This window comes from Corynebacterium afermentans subsp. afermentans (genome assembly GCF_030408355.1).
Classification (GTDB): domain Bacteria; phylum Actinomycetota; class Actinomycetes; order Mycobacteriales; family Mycobacteriaceae; genus Corynebacterium; species Corynebacterium afermentans.
Window position 1 is genome coordinate 84,561 of the sequence record NZ_CP046606.1, and the last position, 19,700, is coordinate 104,260.

At 65.1% G+C, this 19,700-nt stretch carries 12 protein-coding genes and 1 pseudogene; 5 read left to right on the top strand and 8 right to left on the bottom strand.

Going from position 1 to position 19,700, the window contains the following annotated elements; translation table 11 throughout:
* Genes CAFEA_RS00330 through CAFEA_RS00350 form a run of 5 tightly spaced genes read right to left on the bottom strand, consistent with a single transcriptional unit; the run spans position 1 to position 11,492 of the window.
* On the bottom strand, positions 1-2,163 hold the full coding sequence (locus tag CAFEA_RS00330) for a SaeA-related protein (RefSeq protein ID WP_063938667.1): 2,163 nt from the start codon (positions 2,161-2,163) through the stop codon (positions 1-3).
* Positions 2,163-4,763, bottom strand: a complete 2,601-nt coding sequence (locus tag CAFEA_RS00335; RefSeq protein ID WP_063938668.1) for a hypothetical protein — start codon at positions 4,761-4,763, stop codon at positions 2,163-2,165. Before CAFEA_RS00335 ends, CAFEA_RS00330 begins: the two co-directional genes overlap by 1 nt.
* An 18-nt stretch (positions 4,764-4,781) precedes the next feature.
* Complete coding sequence (locus tag CAFEA_RS00340; protein ID WP_063938669.1) at positions 4,782-8,483, bottom strand: tubulin-like doman-containing protein; 3,702 nt, start codon at positions 8,481-8,483, stop codon at positions 4,782-4,784.
* A 27-nt stretch (positions 8,484-8,510) separates the two neighbouring features.
* A complete protein-coding gene (locus CAFEA_RS00345; protein ID WP_063938670.1) occupies positions 8,511-11,057 on the bottom strand; it encodes a vWA domain-containing protein in 2,547 nt (848 codons plus the stop codon).
* Positions 11,058-11,075: 18 nt separating this feature from the next.
* A complete protein-coding gene (locus CAFEA_RS00350; RefSeq protein ID WP_076589975.1) occupies positions 11,076-11,492 on the bottom strand; it encodes a hypothetical protein in 417 nt (138 codons plus the stop codon).
* A 220-nt stretch (positions 11,493-11,712) separates the two neighbouring features.
* On the opposite strand from CAFEA_RS00350, the gene CAFEA_RS00355 reads away from it, so the two are divergent.
* Positions 11,713-12,399: a helix-turn-helix transcriptional regulator gene (locus CAFEA_RS00355; RefSeq protein WP_063938672.1), complete on the top strand. Its 687-nt coding sequence runs from the start codon at positions 11,713-11,715 to the stop codon at positions 12,397-12,399.
* On the opposite strand, the gene CAFEA_RS00360 is transcribed toward CAFEA_RS00355, so the two are convergent.
* The gene (locus CAFEA_RS00360; protein WP_063938673.1) at positions 12,396-13,568 is read right to left on the bottom strand and encodes a globin domain-containing protein; all 1,173 of its coding nucleotides are present in this window, start codon (positions 13,566-13,568) and stop codon (positions 12,396-12,398) included. The two genes, CAFEA_RS00355 and CAFEA_RS00360, sit on opposite strands and share 4 nt — an antisense overlap.
* Before the next feature lie 57 nt (positions 13,569-13,625).
* On the opposite strand from CAFEA_RS00360, the pseudogene CAFEA_RS00365 reads away from it, so the two are divergent.
* The 4 genes and pseudogenes from CAFEA_RS00365 to CAFEA_RS00375 all read left to right on the top strand — a co-directional run.
* Positions 13,626-14,864, top strand: a pseudogene (locus tag CAFEA_RS00365) (glutaminase); the annotation flags it as partial.
* 18 nt (positions 14,865-14,882) lie between these two features.
* Positions 14,883-15,245 (top strand): SRPBCC family protein, encoded by a 363-nt coding sequence (locus CAFEA_RS11265; RefSeq protein ID WP_338081024.1) that lies wholly within the window; start codon positions 14,883-14,885, stop codon positions 15,243-15,245.
* A gap of 34 nt (positions 15,246-15,279) precedes the next feature.
* The gene (locus tag CAFEA_RS00370) at positions 15,280-16,524 is read left to right on the top strand and encodes an ATP-binding protein (RefSeq protein WP_063938675.1); all 1,245 of its coding nucleotides are present in this window, start codon (positions 15,280-15,282) and stop codon (positions 16,522-16,524) included.
* Between the two features lie 10 nt (positions 16,525-16,534).
* Positions 16,535-17,692: an alpha-amylase family protein gene (locus CAFEA_RS00375; protein ID WP_063938676.1), complete on the top strand. Its 1,158-nt coding sequence runs from the start codon at positions 16,535-16,537 to the stop codon at positions 17,690-17,692.
* Here the strand turns inward: CAFEA_RS00375 and CAFEA_RS00380 are convergent.
* On the bottom strand, positions 17,671-18,231 hold the full coding sequence (locus tag CAFEA_RS00380; protein ID WP_063938677.1) for a hypothetical protein: 561 nt from the start codon (positions 18,229-18,231) through the stop codon (positions 17,671-17,673). The genes CAFEA_RS00375 and CAFEA_RS00380 overlap by 22 nt on opposite strands.
* A 138-nt stretch (positions 18,232-18,369) precedes the next feature.
* Positions 18,370-19,680 (bottom strand): M20/M25/M40 family metallo-hydrolase, encoded by a 1,311-nt coding sequence (locus tag CAFEA_RS00385; protein ID WP_063938678.1) that lies wholly within the window; start codon positions 19,678-19,680, stop codon positions 18,370-18,372.
* Between the last annotated feature and the right edge of the window lie 20 nt (positions 19,681-19,700).

Genomic DNA, 19,700 nt, shown 5'->3' on the forward strand with positions numbered 1-19,700 from the left:
TCACTTCCCAAACATTCTCTTGAACAGGCTCTTCTTCTCCGGCTCCGGTTGTGGGGCCGGGGTCGGTTCAGGCTGCGGCTGGTTTTGCGGGAGGAACTCCACCAAGGACAACTTCCTCGGGTGCGGATCCAGCAGAGCGCGACGCGGCATGTGCTCCGGACGGTGTTCCTGCTGCAGGAACAGGCGGATGAAGTCCTCATGGAACGTGAAACGCTGCCAGAGGGAAGGATCCAGCTTGTACCACTGGGAATTGCCGCTTTCGTCGAAACGCGGGGAGATACTCGTTTCGCCCTCCGACGCACCAACTGGCTGGTTCGGATCCATCCGCATAGTCAGCGACACAAACTGGCCGTCGGACTGGGAAAGCGGCAGGCGGCCGGAACAGTGCACGAGCACGAAGTGCGGGTTGTTCTCTTGGAACGCGTCGTGTGGCTGGTGCGAATGAATCTGCAGGAAAATCTCGCCTCTGTCCAGAGCCAGGTCATAGGAGTATTTCTCCAACCCGGGGTAATCCACAACCGCGGGATCACCGACGATCGCCTTGCCCTCTTGCATCCGCTGCGGGTACAGGGCGAGCGACGCTGCCCCGGCCTGCGTCTGCGTGCGATGCAGGTTTAACGGCAGGTTGCCTGTCTTCTTAAAGTCCTCGGCCGAAATCACCGTCTTGCTTGCGGTGGGCTGGTACTGCGTCTCGTGCGCGCCGTTGGGCTCGCCGATGAACACGTGAACTGAGCTGGCGTGCTTGGGCCAGCCGAAACTGAGCACCTGCTCGTCCACCCGCTCCAGCAGGCGCGGGTTCTCAATCTCGCCCACGCGTGTAAATGGCACCGAATTGCCGATGCGGGCGTGGCCGCCGACCACACTCACCGCAGTGATGTGCATCGTGTACCAGTCATCCGGCCACGTCACATCAAACTCGTTTTTATCGGTGCTGGTGCTGTTCACCCACGCCTGCTCCGGCAGGCCGTACTGGTCTAGAAGCTCCAGGTCCAGGGTGCGCTGTTTGTCCGCGCCGTCCTCGATGCGGGAATCGGTGCGGTAAATACGCACCGTTCCGGAAAGCGGCGCCGGCCAGCTCACGTGAACTGTGCGCGGGGAGGTCTGCTCCGTCGTGGCAAAAATATCCTCGAGCTCCGCACCGACTTCCACGGTAGCTTCTTCGGACAGGGCAGAGCCGACCAGGTTGCCGTCCACAAGCACAAAGCGCTTCGCAGCGATGCGGTAGGTGTAACCGCGCTCCTGCGGCACGAAGCGCACACCGGAACGGTTGCCCTCCTGATTCACCACATTCGCGGAGACATCGAGCTTGCCACGCGGCTTGATGGAGCGATACACCTCCACCTTTTCTGTGCCATCCAGCCCGGACCACTGTGCAGAGATGTGGGCGCCATCGTAGACCGGGTTTTTAATCTCCACCGGCTCAATGAAGTAGGTCTGGCCCAGCAGCCGCGGTTGGGTCTGCTTCGCCTCCTCCTCCGTCGCGCCCGTGTGCACCCAGACCTGGTAGAAGCGGGCTGCGGTGTACAGTGGCTCGTCGTCCACGAACGAGGTGCCCGTGGTGATCTCACGCAGCGCATCCGGGTCCAGAATGTCCGGCCACGGCGTCTCCGAGCTGTATATGCGGTAGATACGTGCGCCGCCGCGCGGCATGGACCACTGCACGTTCAGCTGCTCACCGTCCTGCGTGACGCGGATCTCGCCGCACGGCTCTTCGCTGTCGATGCTCCAGGGGTCAATCTCCACCAGCTGGTCTGCGGTGAAGGAGCGTGCTGCTTGGCGACGCACCTCCGGCCGCTCCGGTTCTGGCTTCGGCTCCTGTTCCGGTTCGGTGCGGCGCGTCGGCTTGGACTTGCGGCGCAGCTTCATTGCGTCGCTGAGAGGCTTTTTCTCTTCTTTCTCTGGGGCGGGCTTGGCGGAGGCGTCGAAGTGCGCGTCGGTAAACGTTTGGCCGGGGCGCAGCTCGCCCGCCTCGTACAGGGAACGGATGTGGCGCAGCACCGGCGCCCACTCAACCAAGCCCGGGTAGTTGGAGTCGGTGTCTAAATCCGGGTTGGTCACGTACTGGGCAAGCTGGATCGGCTCCGGCACCGGGCGGTCCGGGAAGCGGGTGCGGGCGTCCGTAGTCCAGTCAAAAAAGATCTGGTAGAGCTCTTTTTTGTTCATTAGAAGTCCCCGCCTTCGTAGAATTCAGACAGCTTCTCGGCTGCGCTGGAGGCCGTCGGCTGCGCGGCAGTGGGGGCGCTGGAGACGAGCTTGATGTCTTCCAGTGACGCACCCGGGCTGCCGGCGTGCAGGGTGATGGAGCTGCTGCTCAGATCCCGGCCGCGGGCAGATTCCGCTTGCACGGTGGTGTTTTCCACCACGTCGTGCAGGCTCCGGTTCACACCCAGCGGGGTGAGGATGTCCTGGCGGAAGTAGCCCGGGGACTGCAGCTTGTGTCGCGGCTGCAGCTTGGCCATCACCGTGTCGTCCCCGCGCAGCGCATCCACGACCTCAGCCCAGGTGCGGGTGGAACGGTCCTGGTTGAGGAAGCTCTCGTCAGACACGCGCGAGGCCAGGTGCGACAGGCTCGACGGGCTACCCAGCACGTTGTCCAGGTCGATCTGCAGCGGGTTAACTGGATCGTTGGCGATGTCGCGCGCGGCCTGCTCCAGGGTTGTACGCAGCTGCTCGGTGAGCCAACCTTCGTCGAAGAAGCGGCGGCGGTATACAGAGGCGGTGTGGTCGATGTCCTGCTTGTCCACCTCAACCTCGCCCAGGTTGATCGCCTCAGGCAGCGCGTTGGTGGGCTGCAGCGTCTGGGCGGCTACGTTGGAGATATCGCCGAACGGCTTCTCTAGCAGCGCACCGTAGAGGTCGGAGACCTTGATGAACTGCGGGTAAGCAACCTCGATGCATCGCAGCGCCACCCGCGCCTCCGCAACGGCGCGCTCGGCGTTCTCAATCTTCTTCACCTGGTCCAGCCGCACCTTCTGCGTATGGATGGAATGCAACGTGGAAATCAGGATCTGCACCATGTAGAAGATCAGCCACAGGGCGAACCAGATGCCGAACATCCAGCCGTAGGTCTTGCTGGAGGCGTTGTTGAGGTTTTCCACCCACTGCCAACGCGGCGCCGCATCACCGGAGTTGCCGATCCACCAAGCAATGAGGAACACGGCCAGCGACCAGAACGTCACCCAGCCCAACCAGCGCAAAATGCCGTGCCACGGGGACATCTGGCTCGCCTTGTGTTCTTGCGCCCGGAGGTGGTTCAGCTCCGCCTGTTTCTGATTGAGAATTGTCTGCTGCTCGTCGTACAGGCCACGCAAACCAGCGCCGACGTTTGCAGCAAACGAGTGCTGGTGCTTGCGCTGCCAGCGTTCGAAGTTCGCTTTCGCGGTCATGAACTCCGGGTCTGCGGCCTTGGCGTTCAAGTCGCGGTAGACCTCACCCTGACGCTCTACGTCGTAGGGCGCGACGTTCTCGCTGCCCAGGACCTGACGCACCTTGAGCGTCTCTTGCGGGCCGAATTTCTCGCTCGGGCCCGGGATGGAATCGCTGGGAGACTGCACGATTGTGAGCCCATCCTGCTTCTGCATCGCGTTGGGGCGCTCACCGCTGGTGCGGTACGGCTTCGCGTCCACCAGACCGGAGGCGATACCGGCGTAGTCGCGCCACAGCGGGCGCAGTCCAGCGGTCAGTTCATCGTCGGACTTGCGTACCACGGTGACAGCTTTTTGGCCCTGGTCCTGGGCTACGTTGACGCGGCCCACGGTCACGCTGGAGTCGTTGCCGTAAATGCTGGATTGTACTGCGGCGTCTGCAGACGTGGCCAGGTCGGAGCCCAGCTCGGACCAGAACTCGCCCATCCTGCCAAACAGGTTTTTGGCCCACTGGCCGAAGGCATTGCCCAACGCCTGGCCGCGGGTCTGGCGCTCGTTGCGCTGGACCATGGTCTCGCGTGGCTTGGTAATCAGGTGGTCGCGCGCATGGGTCTCAATGAACTCCTGCGCCGCGCGCTGCGGCAGCGTGCCTCGCTGCGCGTCGCGGGAGACGTTCACCGGAGTCTTATTCACCACCACTTGCGGCAGAGGAGTGGTGGACAGATCGAAGATGGCGTTCTGCAGCTCCTGCTGGAACTTCTCACCGGACACGCGCTGGGTGTAGCAGCGCACCAGGCGTGCAGACGAGTTCGGCTCCAGCTGTGCAACCGGGGCTGCGTCGAAGCCGACCCACAGGCCCGACAGGCTGGCAATGGAGGTTGCCACCCACAGGGAAAAGGATGGGCCAGCGTTCGTGGAATCGTCCGCCTGGAAGATCGTCGCGCCCGAGTCCGGGGACTTCGAATCCTCCGGCGCCACCAGCAGGTTGCGGTAGCCGTTGAAGGTCGGCAGCGACTCCTCGTCGAAAGACGCGTTGACCTCCGTGAACATGAGGTTATTGGCGGTGCCCGCGAAGTCCGCATTCACCGCGCGGAGGCGCTCAGTTACCTCGTTGACGTTCCTGCGGGTAAGCAAGCCAGACTGCTCGCTTTCGCCAATGATGTTGATGCCGTGCAGCTGCACCGCAGCGCCCTCACGCGCACCAACCGCCTGCTCAAGGCGCATCTGCTGCGGTGCTTCACCACGGCGCACCACCGTGGCCTTCGGGTCGGAGCCGCTCAAGCCGTCAACGTCGATCCAGATGAAGTCGCGCAACAGGTTCAGCGCGGCCAGGTCTTCGAGCGCCTGGCGTGCCATGCGCGCGTTCGTGCCGCGCGCCGCAAAAATCGGAAAATCCATGGTGTCCTCGCTTGCCTTTTAGAAGCCGCCGAAGATGTCGTTGATCTGGCCGTTTGCGGAGCTGGAGCCGCTGGTGTCGTTAGAATCCAGGTAGTCCAGACCGGTCTCGCCGTACACGGTGTCCTGCTCCGGCGGGCCAGCCTCGTAGGCCTCGCGGATCGCACCGATCAAGTCCTCGGCCATCTTGAGCACGCCGTTCGCGATGTCGATCATCAGCGGCACACGCATAGCCACGTTGCGGTCGGAGATGTCCGCCAGTTCGCGCTGTTGGCCACCCGGAGGGGTGGTGGAGGGCAGCCGCTTCGTCGGTACCAGCTGCAGGGCGCGCTTGCCTTCCGCCTGCAGCCACGCAATTGCAGCGTCTCGACGTGCCTCCGGCGAGACCTCGGGCCCAGTGCCCTGCACGAGCGTGTGCTGGGCCTGTTCGCCGCCGATGCGGATGCCGTCGAAAAGCCACTTGCGCAATAGGTCGTAGCCGCGCGTAGCGTTGCGGGCAGTCGCGGGCGCGCTTTCGGTAGCGTCCCAGTTGTGGCGCAGCGCGCGGTAGGGGTTCAGCGAGGACAACGCGGGCGACTCGTCCGCCTTTGCCCACGCCATGGGCAGTGACTCCAGGATGGCCGGCAGCCAGTCGTAGTTCGTGCGCATCTTCGACGGCGGGGTGAGTAGCGGAGTATCGAAGTCCTCCCAGCTCTGCGTCACCGGATCGAACACGTGGATGCCGTCCTGGCCGGTCGCGCGATTCTTGTCGCCCGGGAAGATAGTGGTGCCGATCAGGCGGCCCACGTACCAGCCGTTAATCATGGCCTGGCGTTCCGCGTCAGTCAGCGGGGTCGCCGCGTTGATCGGGCGGGCGCGGCGCATCTGCCAGAAGGCCGTGCGCGCGTTCGGCAGGGTCAGCTTGTCCCACTGGCGCGCTGCGGACGGCAGGATCGAGTCGAATACCACCGGCAGGTAGTTCGGGTAGGAGCCGTAGATGCTGATCTCGCGCTGTTCACCATTGGTTTGCAGTGCGCCACCGAGCGGGTTTTTCGCGTCGTACTCCGCGTTGGGGTAGCTGCTCTCCACCTTCGTGAGTTTTTCTGCCATCGCGCTATCGCCCGCGAACGGCACGGTGGAGAAGTTGAACTTGTATTTCGCGTTCGAGTCGTCTGGATACAGTTCCTGCAGCAGGCTGGAGTTAATCTGTGCCAGCGGCAGCGCCTTCGTCATCGCCTGGGCGAACTTGCCGGCGATATCCTCGCGGCGGGCCGCGCGGGTCGGCTCATCCGGCGCGTCCAGGATGTAGGAGCGCAGCGAAGTCTCAATGAAGCGGGAGAAGGAGAACCCGGCGCGGCCCACGAATTTGCGGGAGCGGTCCAGCACGTGCTCCGAGCGGACCTTCAGTTCCACTTTGCCGTTGGTCTCATTGCGCAGGTCTGCAGAGTCCGGCACGGAGGTCAGTGCACGCGGCACCCACGGCTGCACCAGGGTGAGCAGATCACGCGGGGCGTCGTCCGCGTCCGCGTCGGAGCGCCAGTCGCCGGCCACAATCTGGCGGGCGGCTTCCACCAGTGCGTCGTCGAAACGCAGCTGCCGGTTCTCGTCGGTGATCACGGACTGGATCACGTCTTCCTCGAACTGGCCCGGGTAGTGTTCCGGCTCGGTGATCATGACCTCGTTGGCCGCGTTGCTGAAACGGTCCGGCACCACGTCGACCTCTTCGCTCGGCCACAGGCGCGGCACGTTCGTCTTCATCTGCGCCACGCCCAAGCTCGGGTCGTTGTCCAAGGTCAGGTCGTGGTTGAGCTCGCGGTGCGCCGCCTGGATCTCCGAGTCGAAGTCCGCCAGGAAGTAGCGGGCGAAATCCTCCAGCACGTTGCCGGCCAGGCGCATCATGTTGCCCATGGCGATGTACCAGAGCTGGTCGCGCACGCTGCCGTAGATGCGGTCGAGGTAGCCGTCGCCGACGATCTTGCCGCGCTGGCCGCGGATCTCCGCGCCGAGCTGGCTGTCTAGGAACAGGCCCTCAGACAGCTGGGTCTGGCGCAGACGCGCCGCGGCGTCGGAGACGTGCTGGCGGATGGTCTTGAGCAGCTTGGAGCCGAACGCCACGCCGTAGCGGCCGATCTCCACGGAGAGCACCTCGAGCACCTCGCGCTGCAGCTCATCCGCACCAGCCCATTGGTACACGGCGCGGTAGAGCGGGCCGCTGCCGTTGGTGACACCCTGCACGTCATCTGCCACCAGCTGGCGGTTGCGGTATGCGCTGGACAGGCTGGCCTCCACGTCGTTTGCCCACTCCGCGCCCTTGCGGCTTTCCGGAGCCGGGACAACGTTGCTGCTCTTCATCATGTCCACGCGGCTTTGCGCCCACGCCACGGCAGTGTCGCTGAAGCGGTTGGACGCCCAGGCCTGGTCTGTCTCCGCGGCGTTGGCTGCGGTCTGGCGCTCGTCCGCCGGCAGCGGCAGCGTGTTGGCCAGGCGGCGCTGGATGTTCTGCCAGGACTTTTCCAGACGCTGGTCCAGCTGGTCGTCGTCGGAATCGACGCTGCCGGTGAACTTGAAACCGTTCTTCAGGGTGTTCACGGCGGAGGACGCCAAGCGCTGCGCGGCGTACTCGCCGTAGCGGTCGCGTCCCATGGCAAGACGGCCGTAACCGAAGGTGCCCCACGGCACGGAGTCGGAGCTAGCGCCGCCCAGCCCCCAGCCGTAGTAGTCATGGTCGTAGGACAGGCCACCAGGGTTACCCAGCTGGTACTGAACGAAGTTCTCCATCATGGTGGTGTCGGTGGTCAGGGCAGCCAGGCCGCGGCCGAGCGCGCGGTACACCGTGGACGGTCCCGCACCTTCAGCGATCGGGACGGCGTTCACGCCGGCGGAGATGCCCACCGGGAATACGCGGGACACGAGCGTGTCGTCCAGGTTGCCCTGGTAACCCAAGGCCTCGTACAGCAGCTCGTCGGACTTAGTGCCCTCGCCGAACTGGCCCGCGGCGAGCTCGCCGAACATGGCCAGCGCGTTCGGGCTGGTGCCCACAAAGGAATCCGCGGAACCGGCGGTCTTGAACACGTCAGGGGTGACCATAAACAACGAGGAACGGCCCTGGTAGTTGCTCAGTTCCAGGCCGGACAGCAGACGGCACACATCCAGCGCCATCGACGCGCCAGCGCCACCGGCCATGGAGGACACCACGAACACGATCGGGTCTGCCGCCAGCTCGCCGGTCGCTTCGCCCTGGCCCATTTCGCTGCGGATCGCGTCCAGCTGGGTGGCGGACCGCGGGCTGTACAGGCGATCCTTCGCCTGCTTGAGCTGGTCTTCCACGTCCGTGAGCTTGTTCAGGATCAGCATGCGGCCCACGCCTCGATACTGGCCCGCACCGGCGTCCACCGGCACAGTGACTTCCTCCGGGTTCGGGTAGGACCAGGTAGCGATGGAACCCAGCGCGTTGTTGCGGCTGAGCTGCACGGACACCGCGCGGTCCACGAAGGAGTAGTTAGAAGACGCTCCGGTGGAAATGTACTGGCCGCCTGCGTTGGGGACGTTCGGGATCGCCTTGACCCTCTCCGGCTCGGTGGGCACGTCGATGGAGACGAACTGCCACGCGTCCGGCAGTTTGCGGCCGTTGCCCTCAAACCAGACCGGAGCGTTCTCCGCGAGCGTGGTCTTGAGCTGGTCCATCATGTAGGACAGCGACTTAGCGCCAGATCCGCCACAACCGACAACGAGAACTTTGAACATGAGCTTGCTTCCTTTGCGTGGTGGGAGTTACTTATCGCTAAACGGGCTGTTACCAGGCCCGAAGGGGGAATTGGTGTTACCGGGACCGAAGTTCGGGCCGAAGCCCTGCGGCTGCTCCGGCGCTGAAGGTCCAGCAGGCTCAGCAGGTTCAGGCGCTGCAGGCGCTGCCGGTTCCAGGGACTTCAGCTTTTCAATGCGGCTGAGCATCTCGGTGGAGATCTCGCCTTCCAGGCGGGTCTTCTCCTCCTCGCTCATGGGCAGGCGCGGCAGCGCGATGACCTCGTAGCGGTCGCCGCCGAGGCCTGCGACCATCCACTCGCCCTGCACCGCCAGCGGCAGCTTCGCCTTGCCCTTGATGTGGGCGCCGTCGCCACCGCTTACAGACGGCACGACGTCCGCCACCACCGGCGACGCCGCCAGCGGGTTGGGGTTGCCGTTGCGCACGCTGAACTGGCGGCCGCCGGCGTTGAAGGAGCGGGTCGGCTCCGGAATCGAGTTGGAGTTGACGTCCAGGATGTTGATGTTCGGCTGCGGTGCGCCGTCGTAGGTGAGGCGACCGTTGTGGTCGTCCACCACCATGCGGTAGTAGCCGAAGCGCTGGCGCGGGATGGTACTGGTGATCCAGCGGATCGCGTACAGGATCGCAAGCGGGATCACCAGCGCGCCCAAAAGCGCCAGGATGAAGCCGAGGGCGAAGCCGCCCTTGCTCAGCGGCACGGTGTAGGACCCCTCCACCGGCACCGCCACCGACGCCTCGTCCGCACCGTCCAGGGCTGAGATGCTCAGCGGCACGGAACCGTTGACCAGGCCGTCTGACAGCTCGTTGATAGACAGCGTCACCGGCAGGGTCTTCTCCTCGCCGGCCTGCACCTCAAGGGCGTTGTCCGGGGAGTTGTGGTCCGAGGCCACCTGCACGGTGCCGATGTTCTCCGGCAACTGCTCAGCGGCGACGGTGGAGCCTTCCGGCAGCCACACCTTGCCCGGGCCCTTCACCGGGATCTCCGTGGTCACGGTGGTCTCTTCCGCGTTGTAGGCAATGCCGCCGTTGATCTTGGGCAGGTTCTGCAGGCCCACCGACAGGGCGGAGGCGTTGAGGAACGGGGTGAGCTTGGTGCCCGGCTCGCCCTTCGTGGTCACCGCAGTTTCCACCTCGAGGCGGCCGAACGCCGGCAGCTTCGCGATCTTCGCGGCCGGGATCGCCGCGGAGCCGGAGGAAAGATCCAGGTTCTCCTCCAGCACCTGCGGCTCCCCGTTCTCAGGGTGGAACGTCACGCGCGAATTTGCGGTGCCCTGCATGGGGCGGGGGTTTCCGGAGGCGTCTATAAGCTGCAGCTCAATGTCTTGCTCATTGTTGCGCTCGACGGTGCCTTCCTCGCCACCGCCGACGCGTACCGCAAGGCCCGGCTGCAGTTCAGCGACGGTAAACACGTCCTGACCAGCGGCGTTCGGGTCGATGTCCGCGAACTTCAGGGCCCAATTGCCGGCCCAAGACTGGCCGTCCGCGAGCGTCATGCGCGCGTTGGTTTTCAGCACCGGATCAGTGATGGTTTCCCACTCCACCTCGGCGCCCTGGAGGGTGGCGGAGCCGGACTCGCCCAGCTTTAGCTCCTCGCCGTTCGGGGCGGTAAGGGTGAGCACCGCGTTGTCGCCCAGATCCTCCTGCTCGATTGCGGCGAAGCGCAGCTGGCTGATGGAATCGTCGAGAGCGATGTTGAATGCGTCGTCCGCCTTGGACATCGTGCTCACAGCGTTGCCGGTGGAAAGGGCGCTGTGGAACGCGGCGAACAGGCCGCCGACATTGGAGGCTTCGAAGAACGCACCGTTCGGTGCTGCGGTGCCGCACGGGCCGCCACCCTGGGTCAGGGAGCGAAACAGCGAGAAATCGCTGGGCAGGTGGGGCGCGGAAAGGCCAATGCCCACGTTGGTCACTCCGGCGGCGCGGAGGCGGTCCGTCACACCGCCGGGACGGCACAGCTCCTCCTCGGCGCCGTCGCGGCCGTCCGCCGCGGTGAGGTCGCCGTCGGTGAATGTGACCACCATGCGGCACGGGTCCTGGCTGCCGGAGCGGGTCAGGTCCTGGTACGCACCGGACAGGGCGTTGGTGTAGTTGGTGTAGTCCTCGCCCGTGCGTTCTTTGAACGCGGCGATCTCGTCCTTCGCCTTGGAGGCACTGCCACCGTCCAGGTTGATCCACTCGCCGTACTCGCCGGGAAGGGTGGCGCCGGACTTGTAGTCCTGGCCGAAGCCGGCGATGCGCACGTTCACGTCCACGCCGGTGTCTTCCTGGCGAGTGACCAGCTCGTCGATAAAGCTTTGCGCGGCGTCCACGCGGTTGCCCTCAACGTCGGTGCCCGGCTTGTTCTTGTCCACCTGGCCGTCTTTGGCCTCGTACTCCAGGCTGCCGGATTCGTCCATGAGCAGCACGATGTCGAGGGTGTTCTTCTGCGCCAGGCAGGATCCGAGCTGCGGTAGCGAGCTCTCCTGCGCTGGGGCCTGCGCGGTGGCGCCGAGCATGCTCGTGCCCGCCACCAGGGCTGCGGTGGCCGAGGCGGCAAGGATGCGGTTGATCTGCATAGTTATTCTCCCGCTCTCCTAGAAGTTCTTGCCCACGTACAGGCCAGCGTGGATGGCGGAGAGCAGCACACCCAAGCCAAGCACCACGATGGTGGCCCAGTACAGCGCTTCTTTCCACCCGACGGAGACGAACATGCCGCTCGCGCGGGCGTCGGCGTCACCTTTGAAGTACACGCCGAGTGCGCCGATGCCCAGCACGCCGGCGAGCACCCAGGCAACCAGCGTCAGTGGCAGGTAGGACGAGTCCGTGGCCGTAGTGGAGGAGAGGAACAAAAAGACGGAGAGCACAACGCTGATAACCCCCATGACTAGGCTTGGCACCAGGCGGGCAACGGGCGCGGACGTAATGGCCAGCGCCGTCGTGCCGGCTTCGGGGCCGGTGGGTGCAGGGGGTGCGAAGGGGGACTGTGTGCCGCCGAAAGGTGATTGGGTCATGAGTCGATCTATCTTCTGTAGCTGGTAGGGGGCCTTTAGCCGCTATTACTGTATCGTCTCGCGCGACATCCGTCTCCGAATGCTGTGAAATACCTGGTATTAGCCGGAATTGATGTGTTGCAGCAGCGTGTTGAGGTCAGTTTCGTCGTTTCCAAGTTGTCAAGCCTTTAAAGCTGGAATATAATCCTGATGTAACCAAGACACTTCCAGGAGAACGCGTATGGAACGCCCTCACGCGCCCCGTCCCGCCGGTGATTTGCTCAACGCGGTCGGCCACCTCAGCGTAAAGCAGCTCGAGGTGTTTCACGTGATCCAGGAAAACCCGGACGGCATCCAGGTCGCCGAAATAGGCAAAGCCCTCGGCATGCACCCGAACACCGTGCGCGGCCACCTGGAGGAGCTCCTGTCCGCGGGAGTGGTCTCCCGCCGCGTCGCCCCCGGCACCGGCCGCGGCCGCCCCTCGCACGTCTATACCGCCCGCGTGGCGCGCACGAACCTGGCCTCACACTCCATGATTGCCTTGGTGGAGGTGCTGGCCAACACCCTGGCCGACCAGGACACCGACAGCGCGAGGCGCCTCGGCCGCCAGTGGGCTGAGCGGGTGAACACCCGCCGCCACGAAAACCTGCGGGTGGACCTGGACACCGCGGAGCGCCACACGTGCCAGACCCTGCGCGAGATGGGCTTCGACCCGGCGCCGCGCCCAGACGCCGCCAGCGCCAAGGTGCGCGAGATCGGCCTCAACGCCTGCCCCTTCATTGCCGAAGAGGGTACCCGCCCCGCCCCGGTGGTCTGCGCGCTGCACGAGGGCTTTTTGGACCGGGGCGCCGGCGACGTGGAGGTGCAGCTTATCCCGCACGACCGCCCCGGCCAGTGCGGCACCCGCCTGACCAAACGGGAGGTTTAGGCCACCAACCAGTCGTTCGGGCTGAACAGCTCGTAGTACACGTTGGCGGGGGCCTTGTCGGCGGGCAGCTGCTTCAGGTCCTCGCGCAGCGACTGGAGGAAGCCGGTGCCGCCGCAGAGGTACACGTCCGCGCCGGCGACGTCGAGCGCGTCCACGTCGACGCGCTCAGCGTCGCCGCGGAAGTAGGTCTGCAGCGACCCATCCTTCAGCTCATCCACCAGCTCGCGGGTTTCCTGCGCCTGCGCCCAGGATTCCTCGGAGTCGTCGGAATGCACGTACGTCACCCGGCGCGGGTCACCGCTTTGCGCCAGGTGGCGGAGGATGCCGGTCAACGGAGTGGAACCGATGCCGGAGGAGATCAGCACGACTGGGCGCTCGCCCGGCTGCAGTACCAGGTCACCGGCGGCCAGTGTCACGTCCACGGCATCGCCGACATTGACACGCTCCATCAGAAACGTGGAGACCTCGCCGTCTTTCTGCACCGCGATGCGGTAGCGCGCCGGGCTGCCTTCGATGATGGAGTATTGGCGCAGCTGACGTGCGCCGTCGTCAAGCTTGACGCCTATAGACGTGTACTGGCCCGGCTTCGGCTGCGTAAAGTCGCCCTCCACGGTGAACGCGGTCACGGTGCTCGAAAGTTCGGTCTTTTCCACCACCGTGCCGCGGCGGAACACGTCGCCATCGGCGACCCCGTCGGAGGCGTAGAGGTCCTTCTCGGCCTTGATCAGCACGTCTGCCATGAGCCAGTACACCGCGCTCCAGGCCTCCGCCACCTCGGGCGTGACGGCGTCGCCGAGCACTTCTGCGATCGCGGCCATCAAGTTCTCGTACACGATCTGGTACTGCGACTCGGTCACGCCGAGGGAGACGTGCTTGTGCGCGATGCGGTTGAGCATGACCACCGGGTCCGGCGCGGAGTCGTCCACAAGATGCGACGCGAACTTCACCACCGACGCCGCGAGCGCCTTCTGCTGCGCCTGCTGCTTCTGGTTGCCGCGGTTGAACAGGTCGGAGATGAGCTCGGGGTGGGCCGCGAACATCTTGGAGTAGAAGGTGTTCGCGATGGTCTGGATGTTTTCGCCCACCGGTTGGAGCGTCGCCTTGACGGTGTCGGCGTGCTCCTGGGAGAGGTGTGCGTGGGTTGAGTCTGGGAGTGTGTCGTTGTACATAAACACGATTATATCCGTTTCAAATGGCTTCGCAGGGCAGACCTCTACACTTGCCCTATGCTCTCGTCAGTCAACGACCACCTCCAGGCCATTGTGGACAACGTCCGCGACCAAGACAGCGGCGAACTCGCCGACTACATCGACGTACTCAAAAACGCCGATCCGGACAAACTCGCCCTGGCCATGTGCACCACGGACGGACACCTCTACGCCATCGGCGATGCGGACTACGAATTTTCCATCCAGTCCATCTCCAAACCCTTCGTCTACGCGCTCGCACTGGACAAGTACGGCGCCGACGAGGTGGACAAGCATGTGGGCGTGGAGCCTTCTGGCGAGGCGTTCAACGCACTTTCGCTTGACGACGACGGCCGCCCCGCCAACCCCCTCATCAACGCCGGCGCCATCACCGTCAACCAACTCATCGGCGGCCCCGACATCTCGGTGGAGCAGCGCAGCGAGAAACTGCGCGCCTACTTCTCCCGTCTGGCCGGCCGCGAGCTGACCATTGACCAGCGCGTGCTCGACTCCGAGCTGGAAACAGCCGAGCGCAACAAGGCGTTCGCCCACATGCTTCGCGACGGTGGCATGATCACCGACGACGCCCACGACGCCGTGGCCAGCTACATCGCCCAGTGCGCAGTGCTGGTCACCGTCGGCGACCTCGCCACCATGGCCGCCACGCTGGCCAACGGCGGCACCCAACCCGTCACCGGCGAGAAGGTGCTCTCCGCGGAGGCCGCCCGCATCGCGCAGGCCGTGATGGTCTCCTCCGGCATGTACGACGCCTCCGGCCAGTGGATGGTCAACGTGGGCATCCCCGCCAAATCCGGTGTGGCCGGCGGTTTGATCGGTACGCTGCCCGGGCAGCTCGGGATCGCGTCGCTCAGCCCGCGGCTGAACAAACAAGGCAACTCCGTGCGCGGCGTGAAAATCTTCCGCGAACTATCCAACTCCATGGGGCTGAACCTGCTGTCCTCCAACTTCTACCTCGCGCCGGGCATCAAGTCCGTGGAGCGCCGCGAGGGCGCCGACATCGTGGAACTGCAAGGCATGATCAACTTCACCGCCGCCGAGAAGATCTTGCGCGGCCTGGCGCAGCGCCGACTCCACGGCGAGAAGCTGATCTTCGACGTCTCCGGCGTCACCGGCTTCAACAAAGCCGGCCGCGACCTAATCAAAGACGGGCTGATGAAATACAAGGACAACGGTTTCGAGGTGGCCATCTACGACCCAGACCACACCCTGTCCGACTGGACCTTCGCCGACGGCACCACCGCCCAAGCCATCCGCGATTTCACCGCCTCCTTTTCCGTGCCCGCCACCCGCGAGGAGGTCTACCGCGCGATCACCAAACCCAACAGCTGGTGGGACCAGAAGGTCGAGGGCGAGGCCGGCGTGAAAGGCGGCGAGTTCCACGCCGAGGAGGGCGACTTCTCCGTGCAAGAAGCCGACGACGGCAAACGCGTGGTCTGGAACGTCGAACCCACCGAAGGCGAGTGGGACGACACCTCGCTCATCTTCGACATCGAGGAAGATGAGGGCAAAACCAAGGTCAATTTCACCCACCGCGGTATCCGCCCGCACGACCGCGGGTACGACGAAATTGCCAAGACCTGGAAGGACCGCATTGCCAAGGGCCTGCAGCCTTTGATCAACCGGGAGGAAAATTCGTAGCGTAGGAGACGGAAAATTAGTAGTGTAGGGCGCTATGAGTTACCTTCCGCGAGCCGTCGACGCCCAGCTTGACCAGCTCATTTCGCACGCTGCGGCAATTTCGCTGGAAGGGCCTAAAGCAGTAGGAAAAACCGAAACCGCACGTCGCCGCGCCTCCACCGTTATGCGGCTGGACACGCAGGAGGGCGCTGGAGTGCTCGCCGCCGACCCCACCTTCAGCGCAGAAAAATCCGGCACAATCCTCATCGATGAGTGGCAACGCCACCCCGAGTCCTGGGACTATGTGCGCCGCGCTGTCGACGAGGGCGCCGCGCCCGGCCGTTTCCTCCTCACCGGGTCAGCCACACCGGCGGCGGGCACGGACACACACAGCGGGGCCGGTCGAATCCTGTCCTTACGAATGCGGCCGTTGGCGCTGTTTGAACGGGCGGGGGCGGAGCCGTCGATAAGCATGGGCGAGCTGTTCCAGGGCGGGGCGGCAATCGCAGGTGAGACCGACAAAACGCTCAAGCACTACATCGACGCCATCGCATCCGGCGGCTTCCCCGGGTTCTATGAGGCGCCCCCGGCGCTGCGCAACCAGCAGCTCGACTCGTACCTTGCACGCGTGGTGGACCGTGACCTGCCGGAGCAGGGCTACACCGCGCGCAACCCGGCGGCGCTGATGAACTGGCTGGCGGCGTACGCGGCGGCGAGCTCGACCACCACGAGCTACCAGGAGATCCTCGACGCCGCGACGCCCGGGGAGTCCAACAAGCCCGCCAAAACCACAACCATGGTGTATCGCGAGAAACTCGCCGAGGTGTGGATGCTGGACCCGGTGCCGGCGTGGGACATGCGGCGGTCCCCGTTCGCGGGCCTGGCAAAGGCGCCGAAGCACCAGCTCGCGGATCCCGCGTTTGTGCTCCGGCTTTTGGACATTCCCGCCGCGAAGCTGACCGGCCGGTTCAACTACCTGCTTGGCCCGCTCTTCGAGTCCCTGGCCACGTTGTCGGTGCGAGTGGCGGCGCAGGCGACCTTCGGCAACGTCGGCCATTTCCGCACCGTGAAGGGCGACCGTGAAGTGGACCTGATCGCGCAGGATCAAGACGGCGCCATCGTGGCGTTTGAGGTCAAACTCGCCGCGAACATCAGTGACGACGACGTGAAGCACCTGCTGTGGCTGCGGGAGAAGTTGCCCGACGATGTGGTCGACACCGTCATTCTCACCACCGGCACCCGCGCCTACCGCCGCCCGGATGGTGTCGCGGTCGTGCCCTTGGCGTTGCTCGGTGCGTAGGCTCGAGCCCATGCTGGACCGCACAATCTGGTGGCACGTCTACCCGCTGGCCGCCCTCGGCGCACCGATCCGCGAGGAGCACGACACCGCCCCCCGCCTCCGCGCCCTCGAGCCGTGGCTGGACTACCTGGTGGAACTCGGCTGCAACGGCCTTTTGCTCGGCCCCATCTTCGCCTCCGCCACCCACGGCTACGACACCCTCGACCACTTCCGCATCGACCCCCGCCTCGGCGATGAGGAGGACTTCGCCTGGCTTATCGACGAATGCCGTGCCCGCGGCATCCACATCATGTTGGACGGAGTGTTCAACCACGTCGCCCGCACGCACCCGTGGGTTGAGCAGGGCCTGGCCGGCGACACGGACTGGGAGGGCCACGGCGAGCTGGCCACCCTGCACCATGGTGAAGATGCTGTGCGCGACGCCGTGGCGGAGATCATGCTGCACTGGCTGCGCCGCGGCATCGCAGGCTGGCGCCTCGACGTCGCGTACGCCGTGCCCGCCGACTTCTGGGCCGACGTGCTTGCCCGGGTGCGTAAAGAGTTTCCCGACGCGATGTTTTTGGGGGAGGTCATCCACGGGGACTACTCGTCGATAGGCAAGGCTGGCTTCCTGGACGCCGTGACCCAGTACGAGCTGTGGAAGGCGACCTGGTCCTCGATTGTGGACACGAACTTCTGGGAGCTCGCCCACGCACTCGAGCGCCATCCAACTGATATTTTGCCCAACACGTTTGTGGGCAACCACGACGTGGACCGCATCGCCTCCAAGGTGGGGGAGGACAAGGCCGTGCTGGCCGCGGCGGTGCTGATGACGGTGCCCGGCATGCCGTCCATTTACTACGGCGACGAGCAGGGCTTTACCGGCGTGCGCGGTGAAAGCTGGTCCGCCGACGACGCAGTGCGCCCCGTTCTGCCCGCTTCACCCGCAGATTTGTCCCCGCTCGGCGGCTGGTTGTTCACCGAGTACCAGCGGCTGATCGGGGTGCGCCGCCGCAACGCGTGGCTCACCCGCGCGTCGGTGGAGGTGCTGGACAAGACCAACGAGACTATCTCGTTCCGGGCCTTCGACGGCGAGCACTCCCTGCAGACGGACCTGTGGCTCACGCCCACCCCCGGCGTGCGGGTGCACTCAGGCGGCGACGAGCTTTACACCTGGATGTTGAAGTAAGCCAGGATCTGCGCCAGCGCCTGCTGAATGATCTTGATGATGTCCGGCAGCTGCAGCGTGACCACATTCGCCACCGGAACCTCAACGGTGGGCACGCCCGCCGGCGCGAGGTTGATCAGCTGCGGGCTGACGTTCAGGTTCTGGGGGTTCTGGGTCTGCTGCTGCTTCGGTTGGGCTTGCTGAGGCTGCTGCTGGGGCTGCTTCGGCTGGGTGTTCTGCTGGTTGCTCTGGTTGCTCTGCTTCGGCTGAGCCGGCTTTGCACCGCCCTTGAGGCCGCAGCGGTTCGCGGCTTCGTCGACACGCGAGAGTGCGTCGAGGATCTGCGGGCCGCGACGGTCGAACGCGGCGACCGCCCGGGCCTGGCGGACTTTCTGCTGGTAGTCGGCGTCGTTGGTCCAGTAGCGGGAGGCCTGGTCGCAGGAGATCGGGCCGGACGGCATCTTGGCCAGGGCGTCGTCGATGGCGTCGGCGCCGGCGGTCGGCGCGAGTGCGACGGTGCCGGCGAGGGTGGCGGTCATTGCAAGGGTGCGGATCTTCATGCAGGCCAGTATGTCACGGATGGGGCCAATGTGGTAGGAGTGACAGCCCCTGGAGACAGACCCTGTCCGCTAAACCCTGGGTTCGCGCAAAAATCGCCCGATGACAGGCTTTGGATCCCAGGGTCTGTGCAAGGAAGCCTAGGCCCCGACGAAGCGGCGGATTAGGGAGCGGTACGCCCGCACGGTCAGGTCCACGTCCTCCACGGAGACGGATTCGTCGTGGCTGTGCAGCTGGCCCAGCACGGAACCCAGCGTCTCCTCGCGGGCGTGCAGGGCGAACCCGTATCCGACGCCGCCCTTCCGACGGGCAAAGCGCAGGTCCGACCCGCCGGCCGCGATCGTGGGCACGACTGGCACGCCGGGGAAGAATTCGTCGAAGGTCTGGCAGATGGCCTCAAAGAGCGGGCCGGAGGTGGGGGAGACGGTCCCGTCTTCTGTGATGAGGTGGGTGATCTCCACTTCGTCGGCGAGCTCGCCCAAGGCAGAACGCAGCAACGAGTCGATCTCCTCCTGCGTCTGGCCGGGCAGGGGGCGGATGTCCAGTTCCAGCCACGCCTCGGACGGCAGGACGTTGATGCCGTTGCCGGCGCGCAGCACGGTCGGGGAGATGGTCAGGTGGCTCATGGCGTGGGAGTAGCTCTCCAGCTGGCCGAATGCCTCGTAGCCTTCTCCACGCATCAGCGCCGCCTCGGTCGCGGGGTCGAACTTCCAGGCGCGGACGTAGCCCTCCCAGATCTCGTCGGCGCGCACCTCGGGTGCAAGAGCAGAGACGCGCCGGGCCACCTCGGCGATCTTCGCCACCGCTAGGTCTCGGCCATAGGGCGCGGAGCCGTGGCCGGCGTCGCCGTGGACGGTCAGGCGACGCTGGCCGGCGCCCTTCTCGCCGACGACGACCGCCAGCGCGTCGGAGCCGTCGGCAGCGGGAATGTGTGAGCCGCCCTCCTCGGACAGGCAGTTCTTCCAGGAAAACTTCCCGTTCTGGGCAAGCCACTTCGCGCCGAGCCCGCCGCGGGCCTCCTCGTCGGCGCAGCCCACGAAGGTCAGGGTGCCGCGCGGCCTCTCCCCGCGGGCCACGTCGCGCACACACGCCGCCATCGCCGCGGTGATGTAGAGCATGTCGGTGGCACCCCTACCAAAAACGCGCCCGTCGATGATCTCGCCGCTGAACGGGTTGGTGGTCCACTTGTCCTCGTCCACGGGCACGACGTCGGTGTGGCCGAGGAGCGTCAGCGGCTCGGCGTCGGGGTCTGTGCCCTCCACAGTGAAGCTGATGGACACGCGTCCAGGGTGTGGCTCGTAGCGTTCCACACTTACGTCGGTACCTGCGAAGAAGGCTTCCAACGTGTCGGCGTTTCTTTCCTCTTGTCCAGAATCTGCTGAGAAATAGTTGACGCATCCATTCCGAATGAGGTTTTGCAAGAGTTTTAAGGTGTCATCAGTTAGGCTCATAGCACAAAAGCCTAACGTCC